This window comes from Actinomadura sp. K4S16, assembly GCF_008327685.1.
Lineage (GTDB): Bacteria > Actinomycetota > Actinomycetes > Streptosporangiales > Streptosporangiaceae > Spirillospora.
In genome coordinates, this window is the sequence record NZ_BDDE01000009.1 from 222,907 (window position 1) to 246,444 (window position 23,538).

Sequence of the window (23,538 nt, forward strand, 5' to 3'; positions counted from 1 at the left end):
AGTGTGCTCGGGACCGTTCGCCGATCGGAGCCGAGCGCCGGGCCGAGGCCGCCGACCTTCTGACGGCCGCTGCCGACCGCGGGCTCGCGGCGTCGCGGCGTCTGCTCGATCGAGGCTGCCGGCCGTGGCCGCGCACGATCGGAGCCGACCAGCTCGTGCCGTACCTGGTCGACGAGATCAACCGGATGCTGCGCCGATGCGAGCCTCCCGCTTCGCGGGGAAGCGTGCCGCGGCCGCTGGAGCGCCATGCCGTGCTGCCGGTCCCTCTAGGGAGACGGCCATCCGCCGCGGTCCGGGGGACCGTGTCTTCGTCGGTCCCGCCGGGAGGGGCGCCGCTCCCGGCGGGCCATATCCGGGAAGGCTCCGCCGACCCGGCTCCTGAGGTGGCCGCCGGCGGCCCTCGACCGCTGGATGACCGGCGCGTCGCCCGCCACGACCGCGGCGTGGCTCGCCCACCGGCCGGCCGGAGGACGCGACGGGCGGTGCGTGGGCGCGCTCGACCGCTTGGCACGCCGGCACGGCGGCCCCGTGCCCGGCCTTGGGCCGGCGGTCGCCGGCGAGCAGGCGGAACTGGCGGGCACGCTGGTCCGTGCCGGGCTGGGCACCGCCGTGCCGCCACGCCTGCGGGAGCGGTTGCGACGACAGGTCGGTGGGATGACCGCAGACTGCGGGACCGTGAGCACCGCGCTGTACGCCCTCGCCGAGCTCGGCGAGCTGGGCGAGCGGTGTCCCGCGGAGGTGCTGCGGCCCTTCGAGACCGCGACGCACTTCCAGCGCCGGCCCGGGGACCCGGTCTGGTCGCCTGTCGCCAACGCCCACGTGCTCGAGGCGTTCGGCGCGCACGCCGCGGCCCGGCCCGCCCACATCAGGCGCCACGCGCCCGCCATCTCCGCGCTCACACGCCTGCTGTGCGGCCGCCAGCAGCTGAGCGGCCGCTGGGAGGATCCGGGCCACGCCTCCCCCTACTGCGCCACGTCCCACGCCGCAGCGGCCTTGAGCCGCTTCGGTCGCCGCAGCGCCTCCTCCGCGGTCGCCCCTGCGGTCTGGTGGGTTCGCGGCACCCAGCGGCCTGACGGGTCCTGGGGAGTCTGGAGGGGCACCGCCGAGGAGACCGCACACGCCCTGCAGACGCTGCTGGCAGCGCCGCACCGCGTCCCCCAGGACCTCCTGGCGAGGGGCGCCGCCGCTCTGGAGCGCCTGGTCGCGACCGGGACGGGCCACCCGCCGTTGTGGCACGGAACAGACCTCTACGCCCCCGCCGCCGTCATCGACGCGGCGATCCTGGCGGTGACCCGCCGACTGCGCGGCCATGTCCCGCTTACCAGCCGTGCCTATTCCCTTTCCCTCTCGCTCACGCCGGCTCGCGTAGAGGAACGCGACTCGCAAGGTGCAAAGGGGCTGGTCGGACAGTAAAGACCGGCGTCCGCTCGCGGACGGCTCGATCTTTTGCCCGCCCCCAGACCCCGGTTGCACACCGCCAAGGATTGATTACTGTGGGTGAGCGCGCTTCTCGTTGCCCCCCGCTCGCGTGGAAGGATCACATGTCCCCTCGCATCGCCGACACCGCCGCGGTCGCCGCCCGGATCGCGACCGGCGCCGATCCCGCCGATCAGCCGCCGGCCCCCCAGTTCCCCACGCCGCTGGACGTGCCCCCACGGGTCACCCTGGTCAACGGCAGTTTCGAGGAGCCGAAGATCGCCGGTGGAAACCGGATGCTGCATGATGCCTCCGAGCCCGGCGCGGACTCCGTGCCCGGCTGGCTGACGACGGCCTCCGACCGCGTGATCGAGATCTGGCACAGCCGCAAGGGGGTGCCCGCGGCGCACGGAGAGCAGTTCGCCGAGCTCAACGCCAACGAGCCCGCCGCGCTGTACCAGGATCTCGAGACCACGCCAGGGACCACGCTGTACTGGAGCCTGCGGCACCGCGGCCGCGAGGGCGACGACACGATGTCGGTGAAGATCGGTCGACCTGGCAGGAAGCCGAACAAGACCTGGACATTCACCGACGGCACCGCCGAATGGGTGCCGCACGCCGACTCCTACAAGGTCCCGGCGGGACAGACGGTGACCCGGTTCGCCTTCGAGGCCGGCGGGACCGCCACCGGCGACCCCACCGTGGGGAACTTCCTGGACGACGTCGTGTTCGGCACCGCGCCCAGCGTGGTGGTGACCACCGCCGCCGAACCGGAGTCCGGAGCCGCCGTCGGCGGCACCATCACCTACACCGTCAACCTGAAGAACCACGGTGGCATCCCCGCCGAGAACCTCATTCTGTGCGGCACCGTCCCCGCCGGAACCAGCTACGTGCCCGGGTCCCTGAGACTCGAAGAGGGGCCCGGCCAGAACAGCGGCAACGGCTGGTACGACTCGACCACCGGGCGGCTCACCCTGCCGCTGGGGCAGGGCGCCACCGCCGCCCAGGGCGGCACACTGCCCTCCACCGTCGAGTCGCCCGACGGCATCACCGCCCAGTTCACGGTCCAGGTGGAGCGCGACGGTGCCGGTCGGACGCTCTCCCATCAGGCCACCGCCACCTACGCGGGCGCCCGCGGCGACGCCGTTGAGCAACTGACCTCCACCTCCAACACGATCTACGTGACCGTCGATCCCGTGACCGATGCGGAGGCGGCCGAACTCACCGTGACGATCGTCGCCGACCCGCCGTACGCCGCCGTGGGCGAGGACATCACCTTCCATCTGGCGGTGAGCAACCCTGGGCCCGCCCAGGCCACCAGCGTCGTCGTCTCCGTCCGCCTTCCGGCGGACCTCGAGCTCGTGTCAGCCGAAGGAGCGCGGTCCTTCGACCCGGCCACCGGCCGGTTGGCGATCGAGGCCCTGCCCGCGGGCAGCACCGCTGAGCTTCAGTTGCGCACCACGGCCACGGCTCCGGGCGCGCTGTCCTGTACCGCCACCGTCACCGCCGACCTGCCCGGCGAGCCCGCCCGCACCGGCCATGGCACCGCGACCGCGAGCGTCGCGGTGTGCCCCCATGCACGAAACGCCTGCGCCGCGGCTGACAGGCAGAGCGGTGGCCCCGTCCCCTGCGTTTGCAGACTCGGCTGCGCATGCGGCCGACACGAACAGCCCGGGCAGACTCATTCGGTGCTTTTCCCTGCCACCACGCCCCACAGGTGGCACGGCAAAAAGGGCAGCAAGAAACGGGACAGGCATCACCGGCGGTTCCTGCGTGAACTGGCCTTGCAGGTGCAGACGCTCAGCCGGCAGCTGATCGAAATGCGCGAAGAACGATGACGCGGTGACGCGGCCGTTCACAGGGCGCCTCAGGGCCGGGGATCGTTCCGGGATGCCCTGACATTCGTCCGGCAACACCACCGAACCGGCGATGCTCCTGCGCTGAGTTCTGGTATCACGTGGCCGGACAGATGGTTGCCGACTGAACAGACTCCGGCATGTCCGCGAATTCGTCCATGATTCGGAGCGGCATCGCGCCTGACGTGGGGCATTTTTCTTTTATCCTTGCATTTTCCAGTCCTGGCGCCCTTTGTCGACCGGGCGCCATGACTTGTGCGGCCATATTCGCTTCAAACCATCACAAGATACGATGTCCTGAAAAATCCAATAACATTTTGTGTCGCCAAAGCAACTATTCGCGATGCTAGCGTGCTCATCGTTGCAAGCGCGACAACGGCAACAGGATTGCCGACTCATCCAGATAGTGGGGGAGATCGTGCGTCGTCATCTACATTTCGGAAGGCTCCCATGACCGGGGAGCGGCCCCGCCGCGTGGTCGTTACGGGACTGGGGGCGGTGACGCCGGCGGGGATCGGCATCAAACCGTTCTGGGACCTGGTCATCCATGGCGACTCGGCCATTCGAAAGATCACCTTCTTCGACCCGACAGAGTTTCGTTCCAAAGTCGCCGGAGAATGCGACTTCGATCCGCAGGAGCACGGCATCGGCCCGGACGAGGCCCGACGGCTGGACCGCGCGGGCCAGTTCGCTCACGTCGCGGCGCGGCAGGCGATCGCCCACAGCGGACTCGACCCGGACCGGATCCCCCGGGACCGGATCGGGGTCTCGATGGGCAGCGCGCTGGGCCGGGTCAGCTCCTTCGACCACTGGACCGCGTGCAACACCACCAACCGGTTCGCCATGGCCCTCGGGGGCCCCGGCGGCAGGGGACGGCCGCTGTCCGAGGCGGAGCCGAGCGTGATCGCACAGGTGGTCGCCCAGCAGGTGGGGGCGCGCGGACCGGTGCGCGTGGTGAGCAACGGCTGCACCTCCGGGCTGGACGCGGTCTCCCACGGGGTCCAGCTGATCGAGGACGGGCAGGCCGACGTCGTGATCGCCGGAGGCGCCGAGGCGCCCCTGACGCCGGTCGCGGTCTCCTCGATGGACGCCATCCGGGCCACCTCCGCCCACGACGGCGACCCGGCGGAGGCGTGCCGCCCGTTCGACCGCAACCGCGACGGCATGGTGGTGGCCGAGGCCGCGGGCGTCCTGGTCCTGGAGGAGGCCGGCAGCGCCCGGGACCGGGGTGCGAAGGCCCTGGCCGAGATGCTCGGCTGCGGCCACCGCGCCAACGCCCACCACATGACGGGGCTTGAGGCGCGGGGGTCCGACCTGGCCGAAGCGATCCGGGCAGCGCTGCGCATCGCCAGGGTGCGGGCGGGCGAGGTCGACTACGTCAACGCCCACGGCACCGCGACCGGGCACAACGACGAGCACGAGACGGCGGCGCTGAAGCAGGCGCTGGGACCGCGGGCCTTCACCGTCCCGATCAGCTCGATCAAGTCGACGGTCGGCCACTCGCTCGGCGCGGCGGGCGCGATCGAGCTGATCGCCTGCACCATGGCGATCCGCGACCACCTCATCCCGCCCACGGCCAACCTGTACGACCCCGACCCGAAATGCGACCTGGACTACGTGCCCCTGATCGGGCGCGAGCACCGCACCGACATCGCGCTGTGCACCGGGAGCGGGTTCGGAGGACTCCAGACGGCCATCCTGATGGGCGCCCCCGGAGGTCGACGATGACGCGCTCGGAGAGGATCGTCGTCACTGGCCTCGGTGTGCTGAGCCCGACGGGTCTCGGCCACGCCGACTTCTGGAAAGCGGCTCTGGCCTGCGACACCGGCCGACTCGCCGACGCACGGCAGGTCGCCCTGACCAGCCCCTTCGAACCGGCGGCCCACATCCCCGCCCATCTGCTGCCCCAGACCGCCCGGGTCACCCAGATGACACTGGCCGGGACGGACTGGGCCCTGGCCGACGCCGAGCTCGAACTGTCCGATGTCCCGGCCGAAGGCCGGAGCACCGTGTTCGCCAACGCCTTCGGCGGCACCGACTACGTCGGGCAAGAACTGCGAAAGCTCTGGACGCTGGGGCCCGGGCACGTCAAGCCCTACCTGTCCTATGCCTGGTTCTACGCCGCCAACTCCAGCCAGGCGTCGATCCGGCACGACGCCCACGGCCCGGCCTGGACGCTGGTGAGTGGGCAGGCGGGCGGGCTGGACGCCGTCGCGCAGGCGTGCCGCCACCTCCGCAGGGGCGGCCGCGTCGCCATGACCGGCGGCTTCGACTCCTTCCTCGATCCGATCGGGCGGGAGGTCGCGTCCGGGTACCTCGCCGACGCGGACGCGCGCAGCCCGGACACGAGCAGTGCGGTCGGGGAGGGCGGCGCCGCTCTCGTGCTCGAACCGGACACGGCCAACCCGCGGCCGTCCGCCCCCTACGGGCAGATCAAGGGTTATGGAACCTCCTTCGACCCGGTGGCGCCGCGGCCGGGCGACTCGGGGCTGGAACGCGCGGTCCGCGCGGCCCTCGCCGACGCCGGGGCCGATCCCGCCGACATCGACGTGGTCTTCGCCGGCGGCTCCGGCCCCGGCCTGGACGACGTCGAGACGGCGGTCGTCACCGAGGTCTTCGACGGCCACGCGGTGCCCGTGACCTCTCCCAAGACCCTCACCGGAGAGATGGGGGCGGGCGGAGCCGCCCTCGACGTCGCGACCGCGCTCCTGTCGCTGCGTCACCAGGTCGTCCCCCCGACCGCTCGGCCGGGGGGCGTGCAGGGGCCGCCGGGCGTCGACATGGTCTACGACCGTCCGCGCGAGACCCGGCTGAGCAACGCACTGGTCCTGGCCCGAGGGCACGGCGGCCACAACTCGGCCCTCGTGGTCAGCGCTCTGGACTGACCCGTACTCCAACGTCCGCCTAGAAAGGGCACCGACCATGGACCCGCATGTCCGGCTGAACGAGAAGGACCTCATCGCCATGCTGCCGTCGGACGGCGCGCCCGTGCCGTCCGACGGCAGTGCGACGACCGGCGACCGCAGCCTCGCCGACTTCGGATACGACTCGATCGCGATGGCCGACCTGATGTCGCAGATCGAGCTCCGCTACAAGGTCAAGCTCCCCGACCCCCTGCTCGGCGAACTGCTCCACGTCAGCATCACCCGGGCCACCGAGATGATCAACCAGCACATCGCGGCGCCCGCCCGGTGACCTCGGCCGGGACGTCGCTGACCAGAGGAGACCATTGACCGTGGAGACCACACCGCCCGGCTCCGTCAAGGACCTGATGGAGATCTGCACCGGATACTGGGCGTTCAAGGCCATCGTCAGCGCGCAGGAGCTCGGGCTCTTCGACCTCCTGCACAAGACGGGCGCACAACCGATCAGTGCCCTGGCACGGCGGCTCGACGTGCAGGAACGTCCCGCGGAAACGCTGGCGACCGCCCTGGCCTCGCTCGGGCTGCTCGAAGTCGCCGGCGGCCGGTACGGCAACAGCCCGCTCGCCGAGACTTACCTGGTCAAGGGCGGGAGGTACTACTTCGGCGGCTGGATCGCCCATCTCGACCAGCGCAACTACCCCGGTTGGGCCAACCTGACCGAGGCGATACGCGCCGACCGCCCCATGGGCTGGCAGTCCGGCAGGCACGAGGAGACCCCCTTCGACATCGTCGACCCGGAGCTGACGTCGCAGTTCCAGGACGCGATGCACTCCCTGTCCCGGCAGTCGGCGGCCTCGGCCGCCCGGCGGATCGACCTGTCGAGCGCCCGGACGCTGCTCGACGTCGGCGGCGGGACCGGGGCCTGGGCCATCGAGCTCGCCGCCGCGAACCCGCAGCTGACGATCACCATCTACGATCTGCCGCCGGTGTGCGAGCTCGCCCGGGCCAGGATCGAGGCCGAAGGGCTGAGCGACAGGATCGGCACGGTCGGCGGGGACTTCCGTGTCGAGGAGCTGCCCTCGGGATACGACACCGTCCTGCTCTCGATGATCCTGCACGACTGGACGTCCGACGAATGCCGCCGACTCCTGCGCGCATGCCACCGGGCGCTGGTGCCCGGCGGCCGGGCGATCATCAGCGAGCTCCTCGTCGACGACGACAAGGCCGGGCCCGCCGACGCGGCGCTGATGAGCCTCAACATGCTCGTGACCACCCGGGGCCGCAACTACACCGCCGCCGAGTACGGCGCCTGGCTGCGGGAGGCGGGATTCGAGGCGCCGGAAGTATGGCCGCTCGACGCCCCTTCCTGCAACGGCCTGGTCGTGGCGCGTAGGCAGGCCCCGGCCGGCGGTCCGCCGGCGGGGCGGCACGCCATCGACACATCCGTCTCGTAGGGCGCGGGCCGACTCACGAGTCAGGGCAGATCCGAGAAGACGAGTACGGAGGACCGGTATGACAACAGCCCAGGAAAGCATTGCCGCCGCGACGATCATTCTCGACCAGACCGTCGGGATCTACCGGACCGCGGCGCTCGCCGTCGCGGCCAGGGCCGGCGTCGCCGACCACCTGGACCGGCCGCGCACAGCCGCCGAGCTGGCCGACATGACCGGCATGGACGCCGCGTCGCTGCGCCGGGTCCTGCGCATGCTCGCCTCCCAGGGCATCTTCCGGGAGGACGGCCAGGGCCTGTACCACCTGACGCCGGCGGCCGACCTCCTGCGCTCCGACGCGAGCCCGTCCCTGCGCAGCGCCGTGATCATGTTCTCCGAGGACTACATGTGGAGATCGGCCGGGCATCTCGGCGACGCGGTCCGGGAGGGGTCCAGCGCCTTCGAGCAGCTGTACGGGAAGCCGTTCTTCGAATGGCTGGACACCGACCCCGAGGCCGCCTCGACCTTCCACGCGTCGATGGTCGGGCTCTCCGAGACGGGGATCGAGAAGGTGATCGACGCCTACGACTTCCCCGCCACCGGCACCGTGGTCGACGTCGGCGGGGGACGGGGCTCGCTTCTGCGCGCGATCCTCGAACGGAACCGGCGGCTGAAGGGCGTTCTCCAGGACGACCGGAGCGCGCTGCGCGAGCACGTCCTCGAGACGCCGCAGACGGCCGAGCGCTGGCGCCTTGAGGAGGGAAGCTTCTTCGACGCCGTCCCCGTCGGCGGGGACGTCTACATCCTCAAGCACATCATCCACAACTGGGGGGACGAGCAGGCCACCGCCATCCTGCGGAACTGCCGGTCGGCGATGAAGGGCGACGCCCGCGTACTGATCATCGACCCCGTCCTACCGGACCCCGGCACCCCCCACTTCGGCTGGGCGCTCGACCTGGTCATGTTGAGCACCCTCACCGGCAAGGAACGCACCCGGCAGGAGTTCGAGAAGATCCTCAACGCCGCGGGACTGCGGATCGGCGCCGTGCTCCCGGTACGGACGCTCGGGGAGTACTCGATCATCGAGGCCGTCGCGGCCTAGGCGGGGCCTCCCGGGCCCGCCCAGACCGCGGTTCCGGTAATCCCCTACGGACGTGGAGAGGGTGCTCGGTGAGCGAGCCGGACATCTACATCACGGCCTGCGCGACCTGGCTGCCGCCGCTGCTGCCGGTCGCGCGGGCCGTCGCCGACGGCCACTGCGACGAGAGGCTCGTCCGGCGCACGGGAATGGTGTCGGTCGCCGTGGCCGGCGCGGAGGCGGCGCCGGAGATGGCCGGCCGGGCCGCCCGGATCGCGCTGCGCCGGGCGGGCTACGACGGTGCGGACATCGCCTTGATCCTGCATGCGAACTTCTTCTACCAGGGCCACGACGTGTGGGCTCCGGCCTCCTACGTCCAACGCGTCGCCGTGGGTAACGACTGCCCGGCGGTGGAGATACGCCAGGCGTCCAACGGAGGCATGGCCGCGGTCGAGCTGGCGCGCGCCTTCCTGGTCGCCGCTCCCGGCCGCGAAGCCGCGCTCGTGACGACGGGCGACAAGTTCGGACCACCGGCCTTCGACCGGTGGCGGAGCGACCCGGGCACCGTCTACGCCGACGGCGGGACCGCGCTCGCGCTGTCCCGGCGGCGAGGGTTCGCCCTGCTGCGGAGCCTCGTGACGGTCAGCGACCCGGAGTTGGAGGGCATGCACCGCGGCGACGACTCCTTCGGGCCCGCTCCGTTGAGCGCGCGCTCCGTCGTCGACCTCGACGCGTGCCAGCGCGACTTCCTCGCCAGCGCCGGGATGCGGCAGGTGGCGGCGCGCGTATCCGCGGGGCAGGAGGCGGTGCTGACCGAAGCGCTGGCGCTGGCGGGGGCGCGGCTCACCGACATCGACCGGGTCGTCCTCCCGCATCTCGGCCTCCACCGGCTCAACGGCAGCTACCTGCGAAGGTTAGGCCTCCGGCCGGAGATCACCACCTGGCCGTGGAGCCGGCGCATCGGGCACCTCGGCGCCGGAGATCCCATCGCCGGGCTGGAGCACCTGATGCTGACCGGCGCGCTCGGCGCCGGGGACCGCTGCCTGCTCGTCAGCGTCGGCGCAGGCTTCACGTGGTCGGCCGCCGTGATCGACATCCTGGAACGTCCGGCCTGGGTCGACACCCCGGCGAGACCGCCGTGAAGCCCGCCCGCGGCTCCGCGGGCGGCCCCCGCACGCCGCCGCCCCGACCAACCGATCGCCGGTCGGGCTCCGGCCCCGCGCCGGCGCCGTCCGTCCCACCACACCGGAGGAAGCCCGTGACACGGCTCGACGCCTCTATCAACGACCGGCAGCCGTCGGTTCCGATCGTCACCATCGACCCCCTCGGCGCCGACCCGCACGTCGAGATGACCCGGCTGCGCGCCGCCGGCCCGGTCGTGCGGACCGTGCTGCCCGGCCTGCCCGACACCGTGCATGCCTGGATGGTCACCCGGCAGGACCTGCTCGCCCAGCTCGGCCGGCATCCGGCCGTGTCCCGGGTCGCGCACCGGCACTGGGCCGCCCACCGCGACGGCCTCGTCCCCTCCGACTGGCCGCTGGCCGGCATGTTCATCGGCTTGACCAGCATGTTCTTCCTTGATGACCCCGAACACCGGCATCAGCGGCGGATGATCAGCTCGGTGTTCACCGCCAGGCGCGTGGAGCGGATGGGCGGCGACATCACGCGCGTCGTGCGAAACGCACTGGACGCCCTGCCCGGCCACCGCGGCCCGGACGGCGCCGTCGACCTGCGCGCCCACTACGCCTACGCGATCCCCATGGGCGTCATCTGCCACCTGCTCGGCATCCCCGAACCGATGCGGCCCCGGTTCCGGGCTCTGGTCGACATGCTGCTCAACACCGACGGCAAGACGGCCGAGGACGCCGCCGCCCTCGAACATGGCCGCCTGGAGCTGCTGGACGAACTGGTCGAACTCCGCCGCACCCGACCCGGCACCGATCTCACCAGCAGCCTGATCACCGTACGCGAAGGCGACGGCGACACCCTGCCTCACCGGGAGCTGCTCGACACACTGTGGTCCCTGGTGGTCGCCGGGCACGAGACCACCCTCAACCTGATCACCAATGCGGTCCGGGCGCTGCTCACCCACCCTGACCAGCTCGCCCGCGCCAGGGCGCTCCCGCCCGCCGGCTGGAGCGCCGTCGTGGAGGAGACCCTGCGGTGGGACGGTGTGATCAACTACCTGGTGGCCGGCTACACCACCGACACGATCGCCATCGGCGGCACCAGCATCCCGCCCGGGCAGCTCCTGGTGAGCCTGTACGCCGGCATCGGCCGCGACCCCGGCGTCCACGGCCCCACCGCCGACAAGTTCGACATCTCCCGTACCAACACCCAGCAGGTCGCCTTCGGTTCCGGAAGCCATTACTGCCTGGGCGCGCCTCTCGCCCGTCTCGAAGCCCGCATCGCGCTGTGCGAACTGTTCGGCCGCCACCCCGAGATGCAGCTCGCCGTCCCGGACAGTGAGCTCCGGAACGCCCGCTCCCTGTTCACCAACAGCGTCAGTACGCTGCCCGTCCGCATCGACACCCACCCGGACCGGCGCCGCTGAGCGGGCAATTTCCACCCGTGGAGCGGTTCAGCGTCCGCGAGCCAGAAACCCGCGTTGACCGACCGGGCGTAGACCGCGGGACGCACCCTCACCACGCCGCCGGTCAGCGTTGGCGGCGCGGCGCCGGCCGGGTTCACCACGACGACGAGTGGCGGGTCCGGGGGTGGTGGCGTCTCCTGCATTTGCCCCGCTCAGTCGTCGTGGCCCCCTGCCGCGGCGGCGATCGGCTCGAGTCCCGCAGTCAGCTCGTCGAGTTCGTCCGCGCTGAGCACGTCGTACGGTGGTGCCGCCAGTTCGTCGGTGAGGGTCTCGATCCGCTCCTTGACCTCCCGGCCGGCGTCGGTGAACCCGCCGTCGGCGTTCACGAGGCCGCGGCCGCGTAGGCCGTCGACGACGGTGGCCAGTCGCGCCCTGGGCTATGCCAGCGCGCTGATCTTCGACGCGGCCACCCGGAGCTGGAGCCCGGCGGGCGGTCTGGCGACGGGCCGGTGGGGGTTCGCCGCCGTCCCGCTGACCGGCGGCACGGTGCTGGTCACCGGCGGCATCACCCGCGCGGGCCTTGCCGCCGCCGACTCCGCCGCCACCGAGGTCACCGCCACCAGCGAGATCTTCAGCACCGGCCCGGTGACACCGTGAGCAACGCGTACTCCTTCCTGCCGTGGCTGCGGACCGGCCTCAGCACCCGGATCACGACCGATCCGGGCACCGCCGACCGGGCGGTCATCCCGGTCAAGCTGCGGCTGACCGGGGACGGCGTGTCCGGCGGCACGATCACCCGCGACGTCGAGAAGGCCGTGCAGTTGTACGGGCCGGGCGACGTGGTGGGGGTCGATCCCCGGGTGATCTCGCGGGTGGAGCCGCGTCCCTGGATCACCAACGTGGAGCCCAACTACCTGGCGCACATCGAGTTCTACGACGAGGGCCTGCCGTGGAGTTACAGCCCGGCCCCGCCCGACGGGGCCAACAAGCGGCTGCTGCCCTGGCTGGCGCTCGTCGTGCTCGCCGGAGCGGCCGAGCCGGCGGGCGACCCGGGCGCGGAGTTCACCGAGGGCGCGGTCGCCGGGCGGCCGCTGCCGTCGATCCAGGTCAAGGACCCGGCCGGGACGCTGCCGCCGCCGGGCCAGCTCGGCGCGTGGGCGCACGTGCACGTCAACGGCGAGCTGGACGGCCTGGTCGCCAACGACGATCCCGCCGGTGCGCTCACCGCCCTGCGCCAGGTGCTGAGCACCAACGCCGATCTGGCGTGCTCGCGGCTGATGTGCCCGCGGCGGCTCAAGCCCGACAGCGGCTACCACGCGTTCCTGGTCCCCGCGTTCGAGACGGGCCGCCTGGCCGGGCTCGGCCTGGACCCGGCCACCGCGCCCGGCGCGCTGCACTCCAGCTGGGGCCCCGACTACCCGGGCCGCCCCGAGCCCGCAACGCTGCCGTACTACCACCGCTGGTTCTTCGGCACCGGCAGCGCGGGCGACTTCGAATACCTGGTCCGGCTGTTGGAGCCCCGGCCCGCCGACCCGGCCATCGGCCGCCGCGACCTCGACGTGCACGACTCGGCCGGGCCCGGGCTGCCGCCCATCACCAGCCCGGCGGAGCTGCACGGCGTGCTCAAGCTGGGCGGCGCACTCCAGTCGCCCAACCGTCCCAAGGGCGACGTTTACGACAAGTGGGACGAGCCGTACCCGCACCTGTTCCAGAAGGCCCTCGCCGGACTGATCAACCTGGCCGACGCCTACCTCGACCAGACCCCGGCCGCCGCGCACGCCGCCCACGGGGTGCGGGACGTGGCGGGCGAGGTCGATCCGATCATCACCCCGCCGCTGTACGGGCGCTGGCACGCCCCGGCGAACCGGCTGCTGACCGAGCGCGACGGCAGCCCGATCACGCCCGACCGCAACTGGGTGCACCGGCTCAACCTGGACCCGCGCTTCCGCGTCGCCGCCCACCTGGGGACCCGCGTCGTCCAGGAGCGGCGGGAGGAGTTCATGGTCGCCGCCTGGGCGCAGGTCGGCGACGTGCTGGCGGTCAACGCCAAGATCCGCGCCGCCCAGCTCGCCCGCGAGGTCGGGACCGTACTGCAGGCCAAGCATGTGGAGCCCGCCGCCGCATCGATCACGCCGGCCGACGAGCCGGTGCCGTCCGGCAAGGCCCTCGTGCTCACCGCTCCCGCCAACTCGCGGGTGACCACGCGTGATCGGGCTCTGCGCGGGGCGGTGGCGGTCGAGGGCGAGCGGGTCGCGGTCGGGTTCCACGTGGCGCGCAGCCGCGTGACGGCCGCGCCGCTGTCCCCGCCGATGCGGCGGATGCTGCGGCCGGGGCGGCTGATCCGCGACCTGCCGTTCAGTGAGACCAAGCCGCCCGACGCGCTGATCCCGCGGATGGACGACCCGGACGACCCCGTGACGGCGGCCGCCGCCAAGGAGACTCCCGACGCGGTGGTGACGACCGAGCAGCTGAACGATGTCCTGCACCCGGCACCACCGCCGATCGGGCTCACGGCCGCCACCGAGGCCGACCCGGCCGATCCGGTCGACCGGCTTCCGCGCAGCGCCGACTTCCGGATCACCTTGCCGGGCGACACGTTCGTCCCTTCCGAAGGCGGCGACGACAGCGAGGAGGCCAAGCGGTTCAAGGACGGGCTGCGCGACATCTACCGGGGCCGGCACGCGGCGGAGGTCGGTGGCCGGACCGAGGGCGGCGACGACCCGCTGAACGTCCGCGCCACCACCGACGCGATGATGACCGGCCTGCGCGCCGAGAAGACCGTGCCCACCAGCCTGCTGACGTCGGTCAGCCTGCCCGAACGGCTGCAGTCGTTCGCCGAGCGGTTCATCGAGGCGATGGCCTATCCCGTCATCGACCTGCCGATGTACAAGGCGCTGCTCGACCTGTCGGTGGACTACTTCGCCCCCAACCTCGGGCTGATCCCGCGGAACACGGTGACGCTGCTGGAGACCAACCAGGAGTTCATCGAGTCCTACCTCGTCGGACTCAACCACGAGATGGCCCGCGAGCTGCTGTGGCGCGAGTACCCCACCGACCAGCGCGGCTCGCCTTTCCGGCAGTTCTGGGACACGCGCGGGGGCGTGAAGCAGTACGACATCCAGCCGCTGCACACCTGGCCCAAGGCCGCCGAGCTCGGTGAGAACGACGCGCGGGAGACCGGCGAGCAGGCCGACGACCTCGTGCTGGTCATCCGCGGCGACCTGCTGAAGAAGTACCCGAACGCCGCCGTCTACGCGCACCGCGCCCGCTGGCAGCCCGAGTCGGGACCGCCGGACCCGGCCCAGGAGCGGGTCCCGGTCGAACTCGCCGACCCGGCGCACCCGACGCTGGAGGAGATCAGGCTCCCGCTGTACGAGGCCAAGGTGGACCCCGACCTGACCCTGCTCGGCTTCGACCTGACGGCGGCCGAGGCCAAAGGCGACTTCGCCGCCGGCGCGGCGGGCTGGTTCTTCGTGATCCAGGAACGTCCCGGCGACCCCCGGTTCGGCGCGGACGAGGGCCCGCCCACCCCGGTCGAGGTGTGGAACGACCTGACGTGGGCCGACGTGGATCCGGGTGGGACCGGGTTCATCCGGCTCGACGCGAGCACCGTGCAGGTCCCGCTCAAGGACTTCGACGACCCCGCCGCCGACGCCGAGAAGAACGACCAGCACCTGGAGGACGCGTTCCTGCCCGTCTGGCACGGCGGGCTGAGCTCGGCCGACGTGGCCTACATGCTGTTCCAGGCGCCGGTGCTGATGGCCGTCCACGCTCAGGAGATGCTGCTGTGACCGCGCTCAGCGACGACTTCCCGGTACTGCTCGGCCCGGTCCGGGTGGAGACCCGGTTCACCGCCACCGAACTGCTGGTACGGATCTTCCCGGACGAGTGGTGCACCGACAAGTTCGAGCCCAAGCCGACCCGCGCCGAGATCACCGCGGTGGACGCGTACTGGACGGCGCACTGGCGGACCGGCGGGAACGCGGTGGCCGAGCAGGCGGCCTGGCAGGAGCTGGTCGCCCGGGTGCCCGGCGGCCGGGCCGCCTGGCTGCTGCAGACCCGTACCCCCGCCAACCCCGCCGATCGGCCCGTGGCGGTGCCGGAGGGCGCGACCGTGCTGGTGGTCGTGACCGGCCAGGCCGTGCCGGCCGCGGACCGGCAACCGGCCGTCACGTACTGGACGGCGGTGTGGCGCGCGCACGGCGACCGGGCCAAGCTGCGCGCCGCCGACACCGCGCTGCGCGCCGACGTCGGGGCCGGCCGGGCGGACACGATCCGGGCCCGGCGCCCGGTGGGCGTGGACGCCGCGCCTACCGCCGTCGACGACGCGGTGATGGTCGCGTTCCTCGTGCTGCCGCCGCCGGCCGCCGGAAGCCTGGCCGAGCGGTCGTGGACCCAGGCGGCGAAGGCCAGGCTCCTGCCGGACCGCTTCACCGTGCTCGGATACGTGGGCGGCGAGCGGGTGCTGACAGCGACCGGCGAGTCGGTGCCCGACGCGCTCGCGGTCAGCCCCGACCCCGAGGCCGACACCGACGAACAGCTCAAGGTGGACGAGCAGACCGGCGCGCTGCGGGTGCCCGACGAGCTCCAGTGGCTGACCGACTTCGAGCGGGCGGTGACGCTCGGCATGGGCCTGCGCATCCCGCTCACCCCGCAGATCCGCAACGGCCTGGACCGGCTGCTGGTGTTCGGGCTGCGGGAGCGGTCCGGCCCCGAGCAGACGGCCGTCCAACTGGCCGACCTCATCACCCGGCAGCTGCGCAGCCCGTCGGGGTACGGGCTGCTGCCGCAGGGCACCCCGACCAACAACAGCGAGGCCGCCCCCGCCGGGCAGGACCGCCGTGCCGAAGCCGAGGCCGCGCTGCGCACCGCCTTCGGGTTCGCGGCGGCGGACGCGCCCGACGACTGGCGGACCCGGACCGACGGGCAGTGGCTGGCCGACCTGCTCGGCATCGATCCGGCCGTGCTGACCGGCATGCCCAACGCCGACGGCACCGACCAGCGTGACGCCCGCGCGGCCAACGTCGCCCTGTGGCCGGCGACCTGGGGCGCGTACCTGCGCGGCATGATGCATCCGATCCTGTCCGAGCAGGTGGTCGACCAGACGCGCGAGTTCTTCGTGCGGTACGTGTCGGGGCGCGGCCCTGTCCCGGCGGTCAAGATCGGGCGGCAGCCGTACGGCATCCTGCCCACCACCGCCTTCTCCAAGATGACCTTCCCGGATGGCGCGACGCACCGCCGCGGGCTGTACAAGCTGCTCAGCGTGGCGGCGGGGGACTGGCAGAAGGCCCTCGCGAAGGTCAGCTACCTGGGCAAGGGCGGGGACCCGCACCAGCTGCTGCTGGACATCCTGGCGCTGCATCCGACGTCGGCGGAGTTCTACCAGCGGTACGCGCAGAGCGTCGAGGACATCTTCAACCGGGAGAACCTCAGCAGCGGCGGCCCGCGCGTCATCCCCGCGCTGGACCAGCTCAACATGCCGCAGCCGATCCGTGCCCTGCTCGACCGCCTCGGCTACGCCGTCCCGCCCGGAGCCGACCCGGAGGTGATCCGGCGGCTGTTCGTGGGCGACCAGTATCCGCTGCTCGGACCGCTGGTCGATGACCGGCCGCCGTCGGAGACCGACCACATCCGCGCGTACCTTCCCGACGGCGGCAACTACCTGCACTGGCTCGCCCAGCACGCCGAGCAGGACCTGGAGACCATCCGGCTCGAACTGGGCTTCAACGGCGACAAGCCGCCCGCGGCGCTGCTGTATCTGCTGGCGCGGCACGCGGTCCTGCTCGCCTGGGAGGACGCCGGCCGCCGCCTGGCCGCCGCAGCCGGGAGCACGGTGCCACCCGCGCGCGATCCGCTGTTCGTCCACGTACGGCCCAACCGGCCCGGCGCACCCCCGGTGGAGAGCGAGAGCCGGTTCCGCCAGCTGTACTCGCCGGACCGGGCCATCACCGGCAGCCCGGACCGGCTGGTGGCGAGCTTCATCCCCGAGGTCATCAGGCAGAGCCCGGCCACCGTGCAGCTCGCCGAACAGATCGACGCGCTGGAACACCTGGCCGGGCTGCCGACCGCCCGGCTGGAACGGGTGCTGACCGAGCACCTGGACTGCGCGACGTACCGGCTCGACGCCTGGCGCTTGGGGCTGGTCAACGAGCGGCTCGCGGAGCTGCGATACGGGTCGTCCGGCACGGGACCGGCCCGGCGCGGCATCCACCTCGGTGCGTACGGCTGGCTGGAGGAGGTACGGCCCAAGCCGCGCCCCGGCATGACGCAGGTCGAGCTGACCGGCGACCTCGGGGAGCTGTTCAACCCGCCGGGCACGCAGCCGTTGATGCACGACAAGGCCAACGGCGGTTACATCCACGCTCCCTCGCCCGCGCAGGCCACCACCGCCGCGGTCCTCCGCGCCGGATACATCGCCAACGCCGGTCCCGCCGACCGGCACACGTTCGCCGTCAACCTGAGTTCCGAACGGGTCCGGGTGGCGCTGACCCTGCTGGACGGGCTGCGGCGGGGACAGTCGCAGGGCGCCCTGCTCGGCTACCGGCTCGAACGGGCCCTGCACGACCGGTATCCGGATGCCGAGCTGGACTCGTTCATCACCGCGCTACGCGGGGCCTTCCCGCTGCGGGCCGGGCGGATCGAGGAGACCAGGCCGGCCCCCGGCACCGCCGTCGAACTGGTCGAGGCCCGCAACGTCATCGACGGCCTCGAACTCGTGCGGCGGGTGACCCAGGTGCCCGGCGCGGACGTCTACCCGTTCGGCGCCCAGGGGCTCCCGGACCCCGACGCCGACCAGCGCAAGGCCATCAACGAGGAGGTGCACCGGCTCCTCGACGCCCACGACGCGCTAGCGGACCTGGCGGTGGCCGAGAGCACGCACCAGGTGCTCGCAGGCAATCCCGAGCGGGCGACGACGACCCTCGACGCCTACGCGAAGGAGGGCGTCGCGCCCGAACCCGAGGTGGTCCGGACACCGCGCAGCGGCACCACCTTGACCCACCGGATGGCTCTGCAGTTGACGCCGGGCATCCGGCCGGGCCACAGCGCACCGTCCGTGCAAGGCGAAGGCCCGCGCGCCAAGGCCGAGCCCGCCGTGGACGACTGGCTGCCCACGCTGCTGCCCGACCAGCGGGATGTGGCCGCGCTGGTCACCTGGACCGACCCGGTCAACGGGGTGGCCCGCAGCAGCGTGGTCACCCAGCGGGACCTGCGGCTGCGGCCGATCGACCTGCTGTGGGCGGTACGGCCCGCGAGCGAGGCGTCGATGACCGATCTGGACGACCGGATCATCGGGGTGGTCGCCACCCGCGACCAGCCGCGTCCGGACGCGCGGCTGGTGATCGAGCACACCACGCGCGTCACCGGCAAGGTGACGTTCTTCGAGCTGTCGCCACTGATCGCCGCTCTGCGGTCGCTGCTGACCACGTCCCGGCCAGTGCGGCCCACCGACCTGATCCCGGCCGCTGGGGACGCCCCGGTCGACCGCTCCGCCGACGCGGTCGTGACGCTGCCCCGCGAACGGCTGGTGGCGGTGCGGGATGCGCTGGTGGCGCTGCGCACGGCCGTCACCGGCTACCTGAACGGCCTCGGGCCGCTGTTCCCCGAGCCGCCCGCGCCGGTCCGGCGCAGCGAGGTGATCAGCGGTATCGACACGTTCCTGCGCCGGTACGGGGATCTGATCGCGACGGCGGGCGGGTTCGGCATGGTGCGCAGCGGCTGGGGCGAGGCCGCCGGGTGGCGGCGGGACCGCTACACCGAGGTGCTCGCGGCCGTCGACGAGGTCGCCGACCGGATGGCCAAGGCACTGGCCGACGCCGACGCGCTCATCGCCGCTTACGATGCGCTCCCCGCGGCCACCGTGGCCCCGGAGCGGTTCCGGCTGCTGGAGCAGATCGAGCGGCTGCTTACCACCACGCCGACCGCGCCGCGCCCGAACACGCCCCGGCTGCTGCGCTCGATCATCACCAACCGGCGGCAGGTGTTCCAGAACAGGCTGCGGGTTCTGCGCGAGGTCGCCGGCACCGGCCAGAGAACGCTGAGCGGGCTGCTGGCCGAGGTCGCCGCGCTGCTGCCGCTGACCGGCTTGGACCCGGCCGGGCTGACGCTGACCCCCTACGAGGACCTGGTCGTCGCGTACGGGAAGGAACTGCTGGACCGGGCACGGGCGCTGCAAGCCGAGATCGCCGAGCGGCTGACCGCGGCCGACGCGGCGCTGACCGAGCACGATGCGGCGGTGACCGGGCCCGACCGGGTGGAGGCCGCGCTCGACACCCTCAAGGCGCTGCTCGGCGAGGATGTACTGGCCGTACCGCAGTACACCCCGTCGGCCGCGCTCGCTTCGGACTGGAAGAAGGCCCGCGACGACAGCGGCGGCCTGATCGAGCACCTGGAGGACGCGGGGCGCGACTTCCCGGTGGACGACTGGCTGCACGGCATCGCCCGGGTCAGGGAGAAGCCGCGGCTGTGGGAGCAGGTGGCGATCCTGAGCGACGCGCTGCGCCGTGACGGGGGCCTGCTCGGCCATCTGCCCGGCTTCGAGGAGCCGCAGCTGGCGCCGATCCAGCTGCCGTACCGGGCGGACGACCAATGGCTGGCCATGGAGTTCGCACCGGGCACGACGCTGGATGAGGACCGGCTGCTGTTCACCGCGCACTACGCCGCCAAGCCCACACCGCCGACCGACGACTTCTGCGGCCTGCTGCTGGACGAGTGGACCGAGGTCATCCCGGCGCAGAAGGAGACGACCGGGATCGCGCTGCACTATGACAAGCCCGACTCCGAGCCGCCGCAGGCCATGCTGCTGGTCACCCCGCCCACCCGTACCGGGACGTGGAACGCCGACGACCTGGTCGCGGCGCTGCACGAGACGTACGACCTGATGAAGGCCCGCGCCGTCGAGCCCGCGCACCTGGACGAGACCGCCTACGCCCACCTGCTGCCCGCCACGCTGGTGTCGGCCGCCAGCAAGCCGATCACCATCAGCACCGACTTCGCGACCAACAATCTGCGCGGGAAGAACCCATGACAGAGCGCATCGAGAACCTGCCGAAGGCCCTGGCGGAGCGGGAGTACCCGACCGTCGGCCTGTGGAACCGGCTGGAGGGACGTCCCCGCACGGCGGACTTCGAGCGGGCCTTGCGCGTGGAGGTGCGGGACGCGCTGTGGCTGCTCACCCGGCAATGGCAGCTCGGCGAGTTCCGCGGCTCCGACGCCGGGACGCCGGTCACCGCCATGTACTCGGTGGAGATGGCGGTTCCGAGCCGGTTCCAGTCCGCGTCGGGCGGCTCGGCTGAGAATCTGCCCGCCGACCGTCCGTTGGAGGACGTCGCCGAACGCCGGGCCCTGCCGTTCGCCTTCGGGCCGGAGCGGATCTCGTACGATCTGCGCCTTGCCATCGGCCGCCGCTGGCTCAAACTGATGGGCCTGCACCCGCCCATCCACCACCATCGGCAGGACTTCGTCGACCTGTATCCCATCGCACTGCCGTCCCCGGCAAGCGACGCCGACACCCCGCGGGTGGCCCACCCCGAGGTCTGGTCCACGCTGCAGGCCGTCGCCGGCCGCCGGATGGACGGGTACGAGCTGTACCTTCACATCAAGGCGGGACATGAGGCCGCCGACGGCATCGACCATGTCGCGCCACCGCACCGCACACTGATCAACGAGCTGGGCATCCGGCTGGTCGGCTGGTTCGACGGCCTGATCGACCAGCCCGCAGGCGACGCCACCTGGGATCCGCGCCGCCTTGAGCATCGGTTCTCGGTCGCCGCAGGGCAGCCGGGGGGCGCGGAGAAGGTGCTGACCGCACAGGAGTATCCGGGCGGCGAGCTCGACTGGCACGCCTTCTCCATCGACCCCGGCACCCAGGTGGGCGGGGCCGCCGCACCGCCCGCCCCGATCAACCGCACGGTCTTCCCGGCCCCGGTGCGCTACTCCGGCATGCCGCTGCCGCGCTGGTGGGCGGTGGAGGACGGCAAGACCAACTTCGCCGCCGTCCGCCCGGACCGCACCGACATGGCCCGCCTGGTCGTCCTGGAGTTCGCCCTCGTCTACAGCAACGACTGGTTCTACCTGCCGTGCGACCTGCCCACCGGAACGCTGGCCTCACTGCGCGGTCTGGCCGTCACCGACGTCTTCGGCCAGCGCCTGTGGATCACGCCTGCCGGTGCAGGGCCCGACAACGACTGGCAGCGCTGGTCCATGTTCACCCTGGACACCATCGGCTCAGACGCCGTCCCCGCCGACACAGGCCTGTTCCTCGCCCCCACCGTCCCCAAGGTCGCCGACGGACCCGTCCTGGAAGAGGTCGACCTCATCCGCGACGAGAACGCCAACATGGTGTGGGGCATCGAGCAGACCGTACGGCTGCCCACCGGCCCGGGCCGCCGCGGCGGCGAGGTCGCCGCCGAGATCCTCGCCCAGCGCCGCCGTCTGTTCCCGCCCACGCCGCCCACCGCCCCGCTGGCCCCCATCGCCTACCTGGCCATGACCTCGGTCCCCGGCCACTGGATTCCGTTCATCCCCGTGCACGTCCCCGGCGACAGCCGCAAGATCCAGCTCCAGCGCGCCGCCATGCCCAGCGAGATCGACACCAAGCCCGTCCGCCCCCGCACCACGATCCTCCGCGAGGGCTTGGACGCCGCCCCGCAACGCTCGTACTTCCTCAACGAAGAAGAGGTCCCGCAGACCGGCACCAAGGTCACCGTCGCCTACAACCGCACCCGCTGGGGCGACGGCCGCGTCGCCGTCTGGCTCAGCGCCCGCCGCGGCACCGGCCGCGGCGAAGGCTCCAGCGGCCTCACCTTCGACCTCCCCGCCGACACCAAACCCCTCACCTGAGGCTTCAACTGATCGGCCCGGGGATCGCGTCGTGCGACGCCTGAGCCGGGTTCGCCGTCGTTTACGGCCGGCGGTACCGGCCGTAGGTTTCGGGAGGCCGACCACATCATTTGCCTTCGGCTGTCTCCTTGGGGTCCGCGACGCCGTCGAGCCGGGCGACCAGATCGCGCAGGGCGGCCAACTCCTCTGCCAGCGCACGTGACCCCTTCGGGGTCAAACTGAGCCAGGTCCGGGGACGGCGTCCGTGGTAGCCCTTGTGAATGTCGATATAGCCGGCCTCGTCCAGCGTCCGTAGATGTCGGGACAGATTGCCGTCGGTGAGGTTCAGTGTGTCGCGCAGATATCCGAATTCGGCACGGTCGATCTCGTGCAGCACCGTCATGATGCCGAGACGGGTGCGATGGTGGACGGTGTCGTTGAGGCCTTGCGTGGGGTGCGGTGCCCCTGGCGGCTCGCTGGTCTCCCTCATGCCTGGACTGGGGCCGCGGCGGTGACCGAACGCAGTCGCGCCCACGCCCGCAACTGGACGACCAGCGCGCCGACCAGCAGGACGGCGGCCAGCAGGATCAGGTTCTGTGCAGGGTTGAGCATTCCATCGATCATGCCGCCGTACGGGGGTACGAGCCAAGGAGGGATTTGGCCGAGGCCGTAGCCGTTCATGATGACGCACAGCCCCCCGTAAACGAGACCGCAGACCGCGACGCCCGGGCTCCGCTCCACTTTGGCCAGGACCAGCAACCCGACCGCGATCGCTAGCAGAGGGCTGACCACGGCACTCGCCACGAAACCATCTCCGAAGGGCGAAGACGCATCCCGTGCGCCGTGGTCCTGAGCGAATACGGCGAGCAAGAACACGGCGAACAGCGCCGTGCCCGTGTACGCCCAGGGCCGCCACCGCACGGTGAGTCCGACGCGGGCGGCCCGTCGCCGGTACCACCAGGCGCATGCCAGGTAGCTCAGCGGTCCTGTGATCAGCCAGAACGCGATCGAGAGGGCTCCCGATCGGTCGAACCCGTTCAGCCCCGCATAGCCGCTTGTCGAACCGGGTCTGCTCACGCTGCCGCCGTCCGGCAGCGTCTGCATCGCGTGGAAGGGGTGGGAGTACAGGGGGATCGAGGCCAGCGTCAGCAGGCCGAAGATCATCAGTGGGACCGCCGCCCCGCGCGCACGGGCACGGGTGAGCCGCCGCAGCCTGGCCACCTCGTCGAGTATCCGGTCGGGGGACTGTGGATCCATGATGCCTCCCTCACTTTGCGCTTGAGAAGTACTTTGCAACAGCGAGTACTTTCGCGTCAAGAGTGCCAGCGACGCTCCCAGAGCGGGAGGACGGTCGGGGCGGCGGGTCTCTCGCGCTGCCGCCCTGGGACCCGCGCATGTCAGTTCCAGCCGACGTGGTCGTTCCAGGGCTCGCTCCAGGCGCGGTTGTCGAACCCGATGACGAACAGGTCGAGGTTGCCGGGGGCACGGGATACCGCCGCGATCTGCTGGGTGGTGTGGTCGAAGACCGCCCCGATCCCGACTC

At 72.0% G+C, this 23,538-nt stretch carries 16 protein-coding genes; 13 read left to right on the forward strand and 3 right to left on the reverse strand.

Features of this window, described 5'->3' with window-relative positions:
• Nucleotides 1-411: 411 nt before the first annotated feature.
• The 9 genes from K4S16_RS00785 to K4S16_RS00825 all read left to right on the forward strand — a co-directional run bounded on the left by K4S16_RS00785 (nt 412) and on the right by K4S16_RS00825 (nt 11,198).
• The gene (locus K4S16_RS00785) at nt 412-1,413 is read left to right on the forward strand and encodes a hypothetical protein (protein ID WP_149256850.1); all 1,002 of its coding nucleotides are present in this window, start codon (nt 412-414) and stop codon (nt 1,411-1,413) included.
• 128 nt (nt 1,414-1,541) lie between these two features.
• Entirely contained in the window at nt 1,542-3,254 is a 1,713-nt protein-coding gene (locus tag K4S16_RS00790; protein WP_149256851.1) for a DUF11 domain-containing protein, read from the forward strand.
• A gap of 468 nt (nt 3,255-3,722) precedes the next feature.
• Nucleotides 3,723-5,000 (forward strand): beta-ketoacyl synthase, encoded by a 1,278-nt coding sequence (locus K4S16_RS00795; RefSeq protein WP_149256852.1) that lies wholly within the window; start codon nt 3,723-3,725, stop codon nt 4,998-5,000.
• Nucleotides 4,997-6,157 (forward strand): beta-ketoacyl synthase N-terminal-like domain-containing protein, encoded by a 1,161-nt coding sequence (locus tag K4S16_RS00800; RefSeq protein ID WP_149256853.1) that lies wholly within the window; start codon nt 4,997-4,999, stop codon nt 6,155-6,157. The genes K4S16_RS00795 and K4S16_RS00800 overlap by 4 nt, the downstream gene beginning before the upstream one ends.
• A gap of 37 nt (nt 6,158-6,194) precedes the next feature.
• Entirely contained in the window at nt 6,195-6,467 is a 273-nt protein-coding gene (locus tag K4S16_RS00805) for an acyl carrier protein (RefSeq protein WP_149256854.1), read from the forward strand.
• Between the two features lie 40 nt (nt 6,468-6,507).
• On the forward strand, nt 6,508-7,590 hold the full coding sequence (locus K4S16_RS00810; protein WP_200841609.1) for a methyltransferase: 1,083 nt from the start codon (nt 6,508-6,510) through the stop codon (nt 7,588-7,590).
• A 58-nt stretch (nt 7,591-7,648) separates the two neighbouring features.
• Nucleotides 7,649-8,668, forward strand: coding sequence for a methyltransferase (locus K4S16_RS00815; RefSeq protein ID WP_149256855.1), 1,020 nt, complete (start codon nt 7,649-7,651; stop codon nt 8,666-8,668).
• 68 nt (nt 8,669-8,736) lie between these two features.
• Nucleotides 8,737-9,786, forward strand: coding sequence for a ketoacyl-ACP synthase III family protein (locus K4S16_RS00820; protein ID WP_149256856.1), 1,050 nt, complete (start codon nt 8,737-8,739; stop codon nt 9,784-9,786).
• Nucleotides 9,787-9,902: 116 nt separating this feature from the next.
• The gene (locus K4S16_RS00825; RefSeq protein ID WP_235036482.1) at nt 9,903-11,198 is read left to right on the forward strand and encodes a cytochrome P450; all 1,296 of its coding nucleotides are present in this window, start codon (nt 9,903-9,905) and stop codon (nt 11,196-11,198) included.
• Between the two features lie 191 nt (nt 11,199-11,389).
• Here the strand turns inward: K4S16_RS00825 and K4S16_RS00830 are convergent, their stop codons facing one another.
• Nucleotides 11,390-11,563: a hypothetical protein gene (locus tag K4S16_RS00830; RefSeq protein ID WP_200841610.1), complete on the reverse strand. Its 174-nt coding sequence runs from the start codon at nt 11,561-11,563 to the stop codon at nt 11,390-11,392.
• A 31-nt stretch (nt 11,564-11,594) separates the two neighbouring features.
• Here K4S16_RS00830 and K4S16_RS00835 point away from each other — a divergent pair, with 31 nt between their 5' ends.
• Genes K4S16_RS00835 through K4S16_RS00850 form a run of 4 tightly spaced genes read left to right on the forward strand, consistent with a single transcriptional unit; the run spans nt 11,595 to nt 22,016 of the window.
• Nucleotides 11,595-11,834 (forward strand): hypothetical protein, encoded by a 240-nt coding sequence (locus tag K4S16_RS00835; RefSeq protein ID WP_149256857.1) that lies wholly within the window; start codon nt 11,595-11,597, stop codon nt 11,832-11,834.
• Nucleotides 11,831-14,968 (forward strand): hypothetical protein, encoded by a 3,138-nt coding sequence (locus K4S16_RS00840; protein ID WP_149256858.1) that lies wholly within the window; start codon nt 11,831-11,833, stop codon nt 14,966-14,968. Before K4S16_RS00835 ends, K4S16_RS00840 begins: the two co-directional genes overlap by 4 nt.
• Complete coding sequence (locus K4S16_RS00845) at nt 14,965-20,202, forward strand: hypothetical protein (protein WP_149256859.1); 5,238 nt, start codon at nt 14,965-14,967, stop codon at nt 20,200-20,202. The genes K4S16_RS00840 and K4S16_RS00845 overlap by 4 nt, the downstream gene beginning before the upstream one ends.
• Entirely contained in the window at nt 20,199-22,016 is a 1,818-nt protein-coding gene (locus K4S16_RS00850; protein ID WP_149256860.1) for a hypothetical protein, read from the forward strand. The genes K4S16_RS00845 and K4S16_RS00850 overlap by 4 nt, the downstream gene beginning before the upstream one ends.
• A 106-nt stretch (nt 22,017-22,122) precedes the next feature.
• Here the strand turns inward: K4S16_RS00850 and K4S16_RS00855 are convergent, their stop codons facing one another.
• Both K4S16_RS00855 and K4S16_RS00860 read right to left on the reverse strand, forming a co-directional pair.
• On the reverse strand, nt 22,123-22,485 hold the full coding sequence (locus tag K4S16_RS00855; protein WP_149256861.1) for a transcriptional regulator: 363 nt from the start codon (nt 22,483-22,485) through the stop codon (nt 22,123-22,125).
• Entirely contained in the window at nt 22,482-23,252 is a 771-nt protein-coding gene (locus K4S16_RS00860) for a hypothetical protein (RefSeq protein ID WP_149256862.1), read from the reverse strand. The genes K4S16_RS00855 and K4S16_RS00860 overlap by 4 nt, the downstream gene beginning before the upstream one ends.
• Nucleotides 23,253-23,538 lie beyond the last annotated feature (286 nt).

Bases quoted from the DNA above. Each gene is read 5' to 3' on its own strand.
- K4S16_RS00785 (WP_149256850.1), top strand. From the start codon at position 412: ATGACCGGCGCGTCGCCCGCCACGACCGCGGCGTGGCTCGCCCACCGG.
- K4S16_RS00815 (WP_149256855.1), top strand. From the start codon at position 7,649: ATGACAACAGCCCAGGAAAGCATTGCCGCCGCGACGATCATTCTCGAC.
- K4S16_RS00860 (WP_149256862.1), bottom strand. From the start codon at position 23,252: ATGGATCCACAGTCCCCCGACCGGATACTCGACGAGGTGGCCAGGCTG.
- K4S16_RS00790 (WP_149256851.1), top strand. From the start codon at position 1,542: ATGTCCCCTCGCATCGCCGACACCGCCGCGGTCGCCGCCCGGATCGCG.
- K4S16_RS00855 (WP_149256861.1), bottom strand. From the start codon at position 22,485: ATGAGGGAGACCAGCGAGCCGCCAGGGGCACCGCACCCCACGCAAGGC.
- K4S16_RS00805 (WP_149256854.1), top strand. From the start codon at position 6,195: ATGGACCCGCATGTCCGGCTGAACGAGAAGGACCTCATCGCCATGCTG.
- K4S16_RS00800 (WP_149256853.1), top strand. From the start codon at position 4,997: ATGACGCGCTCGGAGAGGATCGTCGTCACTGGCCTCGGTGTGCTGAGC.
- K4S16_RS00795 (WP_149256852.1), top strand. From the start codon at position 3,723: ATGACCGGGGAGCGGCCCCGCCGCGTGGTCGTTACGGGACTGGGGGCG.
- K4S16_RS00850 (WP_149256860.1), top strand. From the start codon at position 20,199: ATGACAGAGCGCATCGAGAACCTGCCGAAGGCCCTGGCGGAGCGGGAG.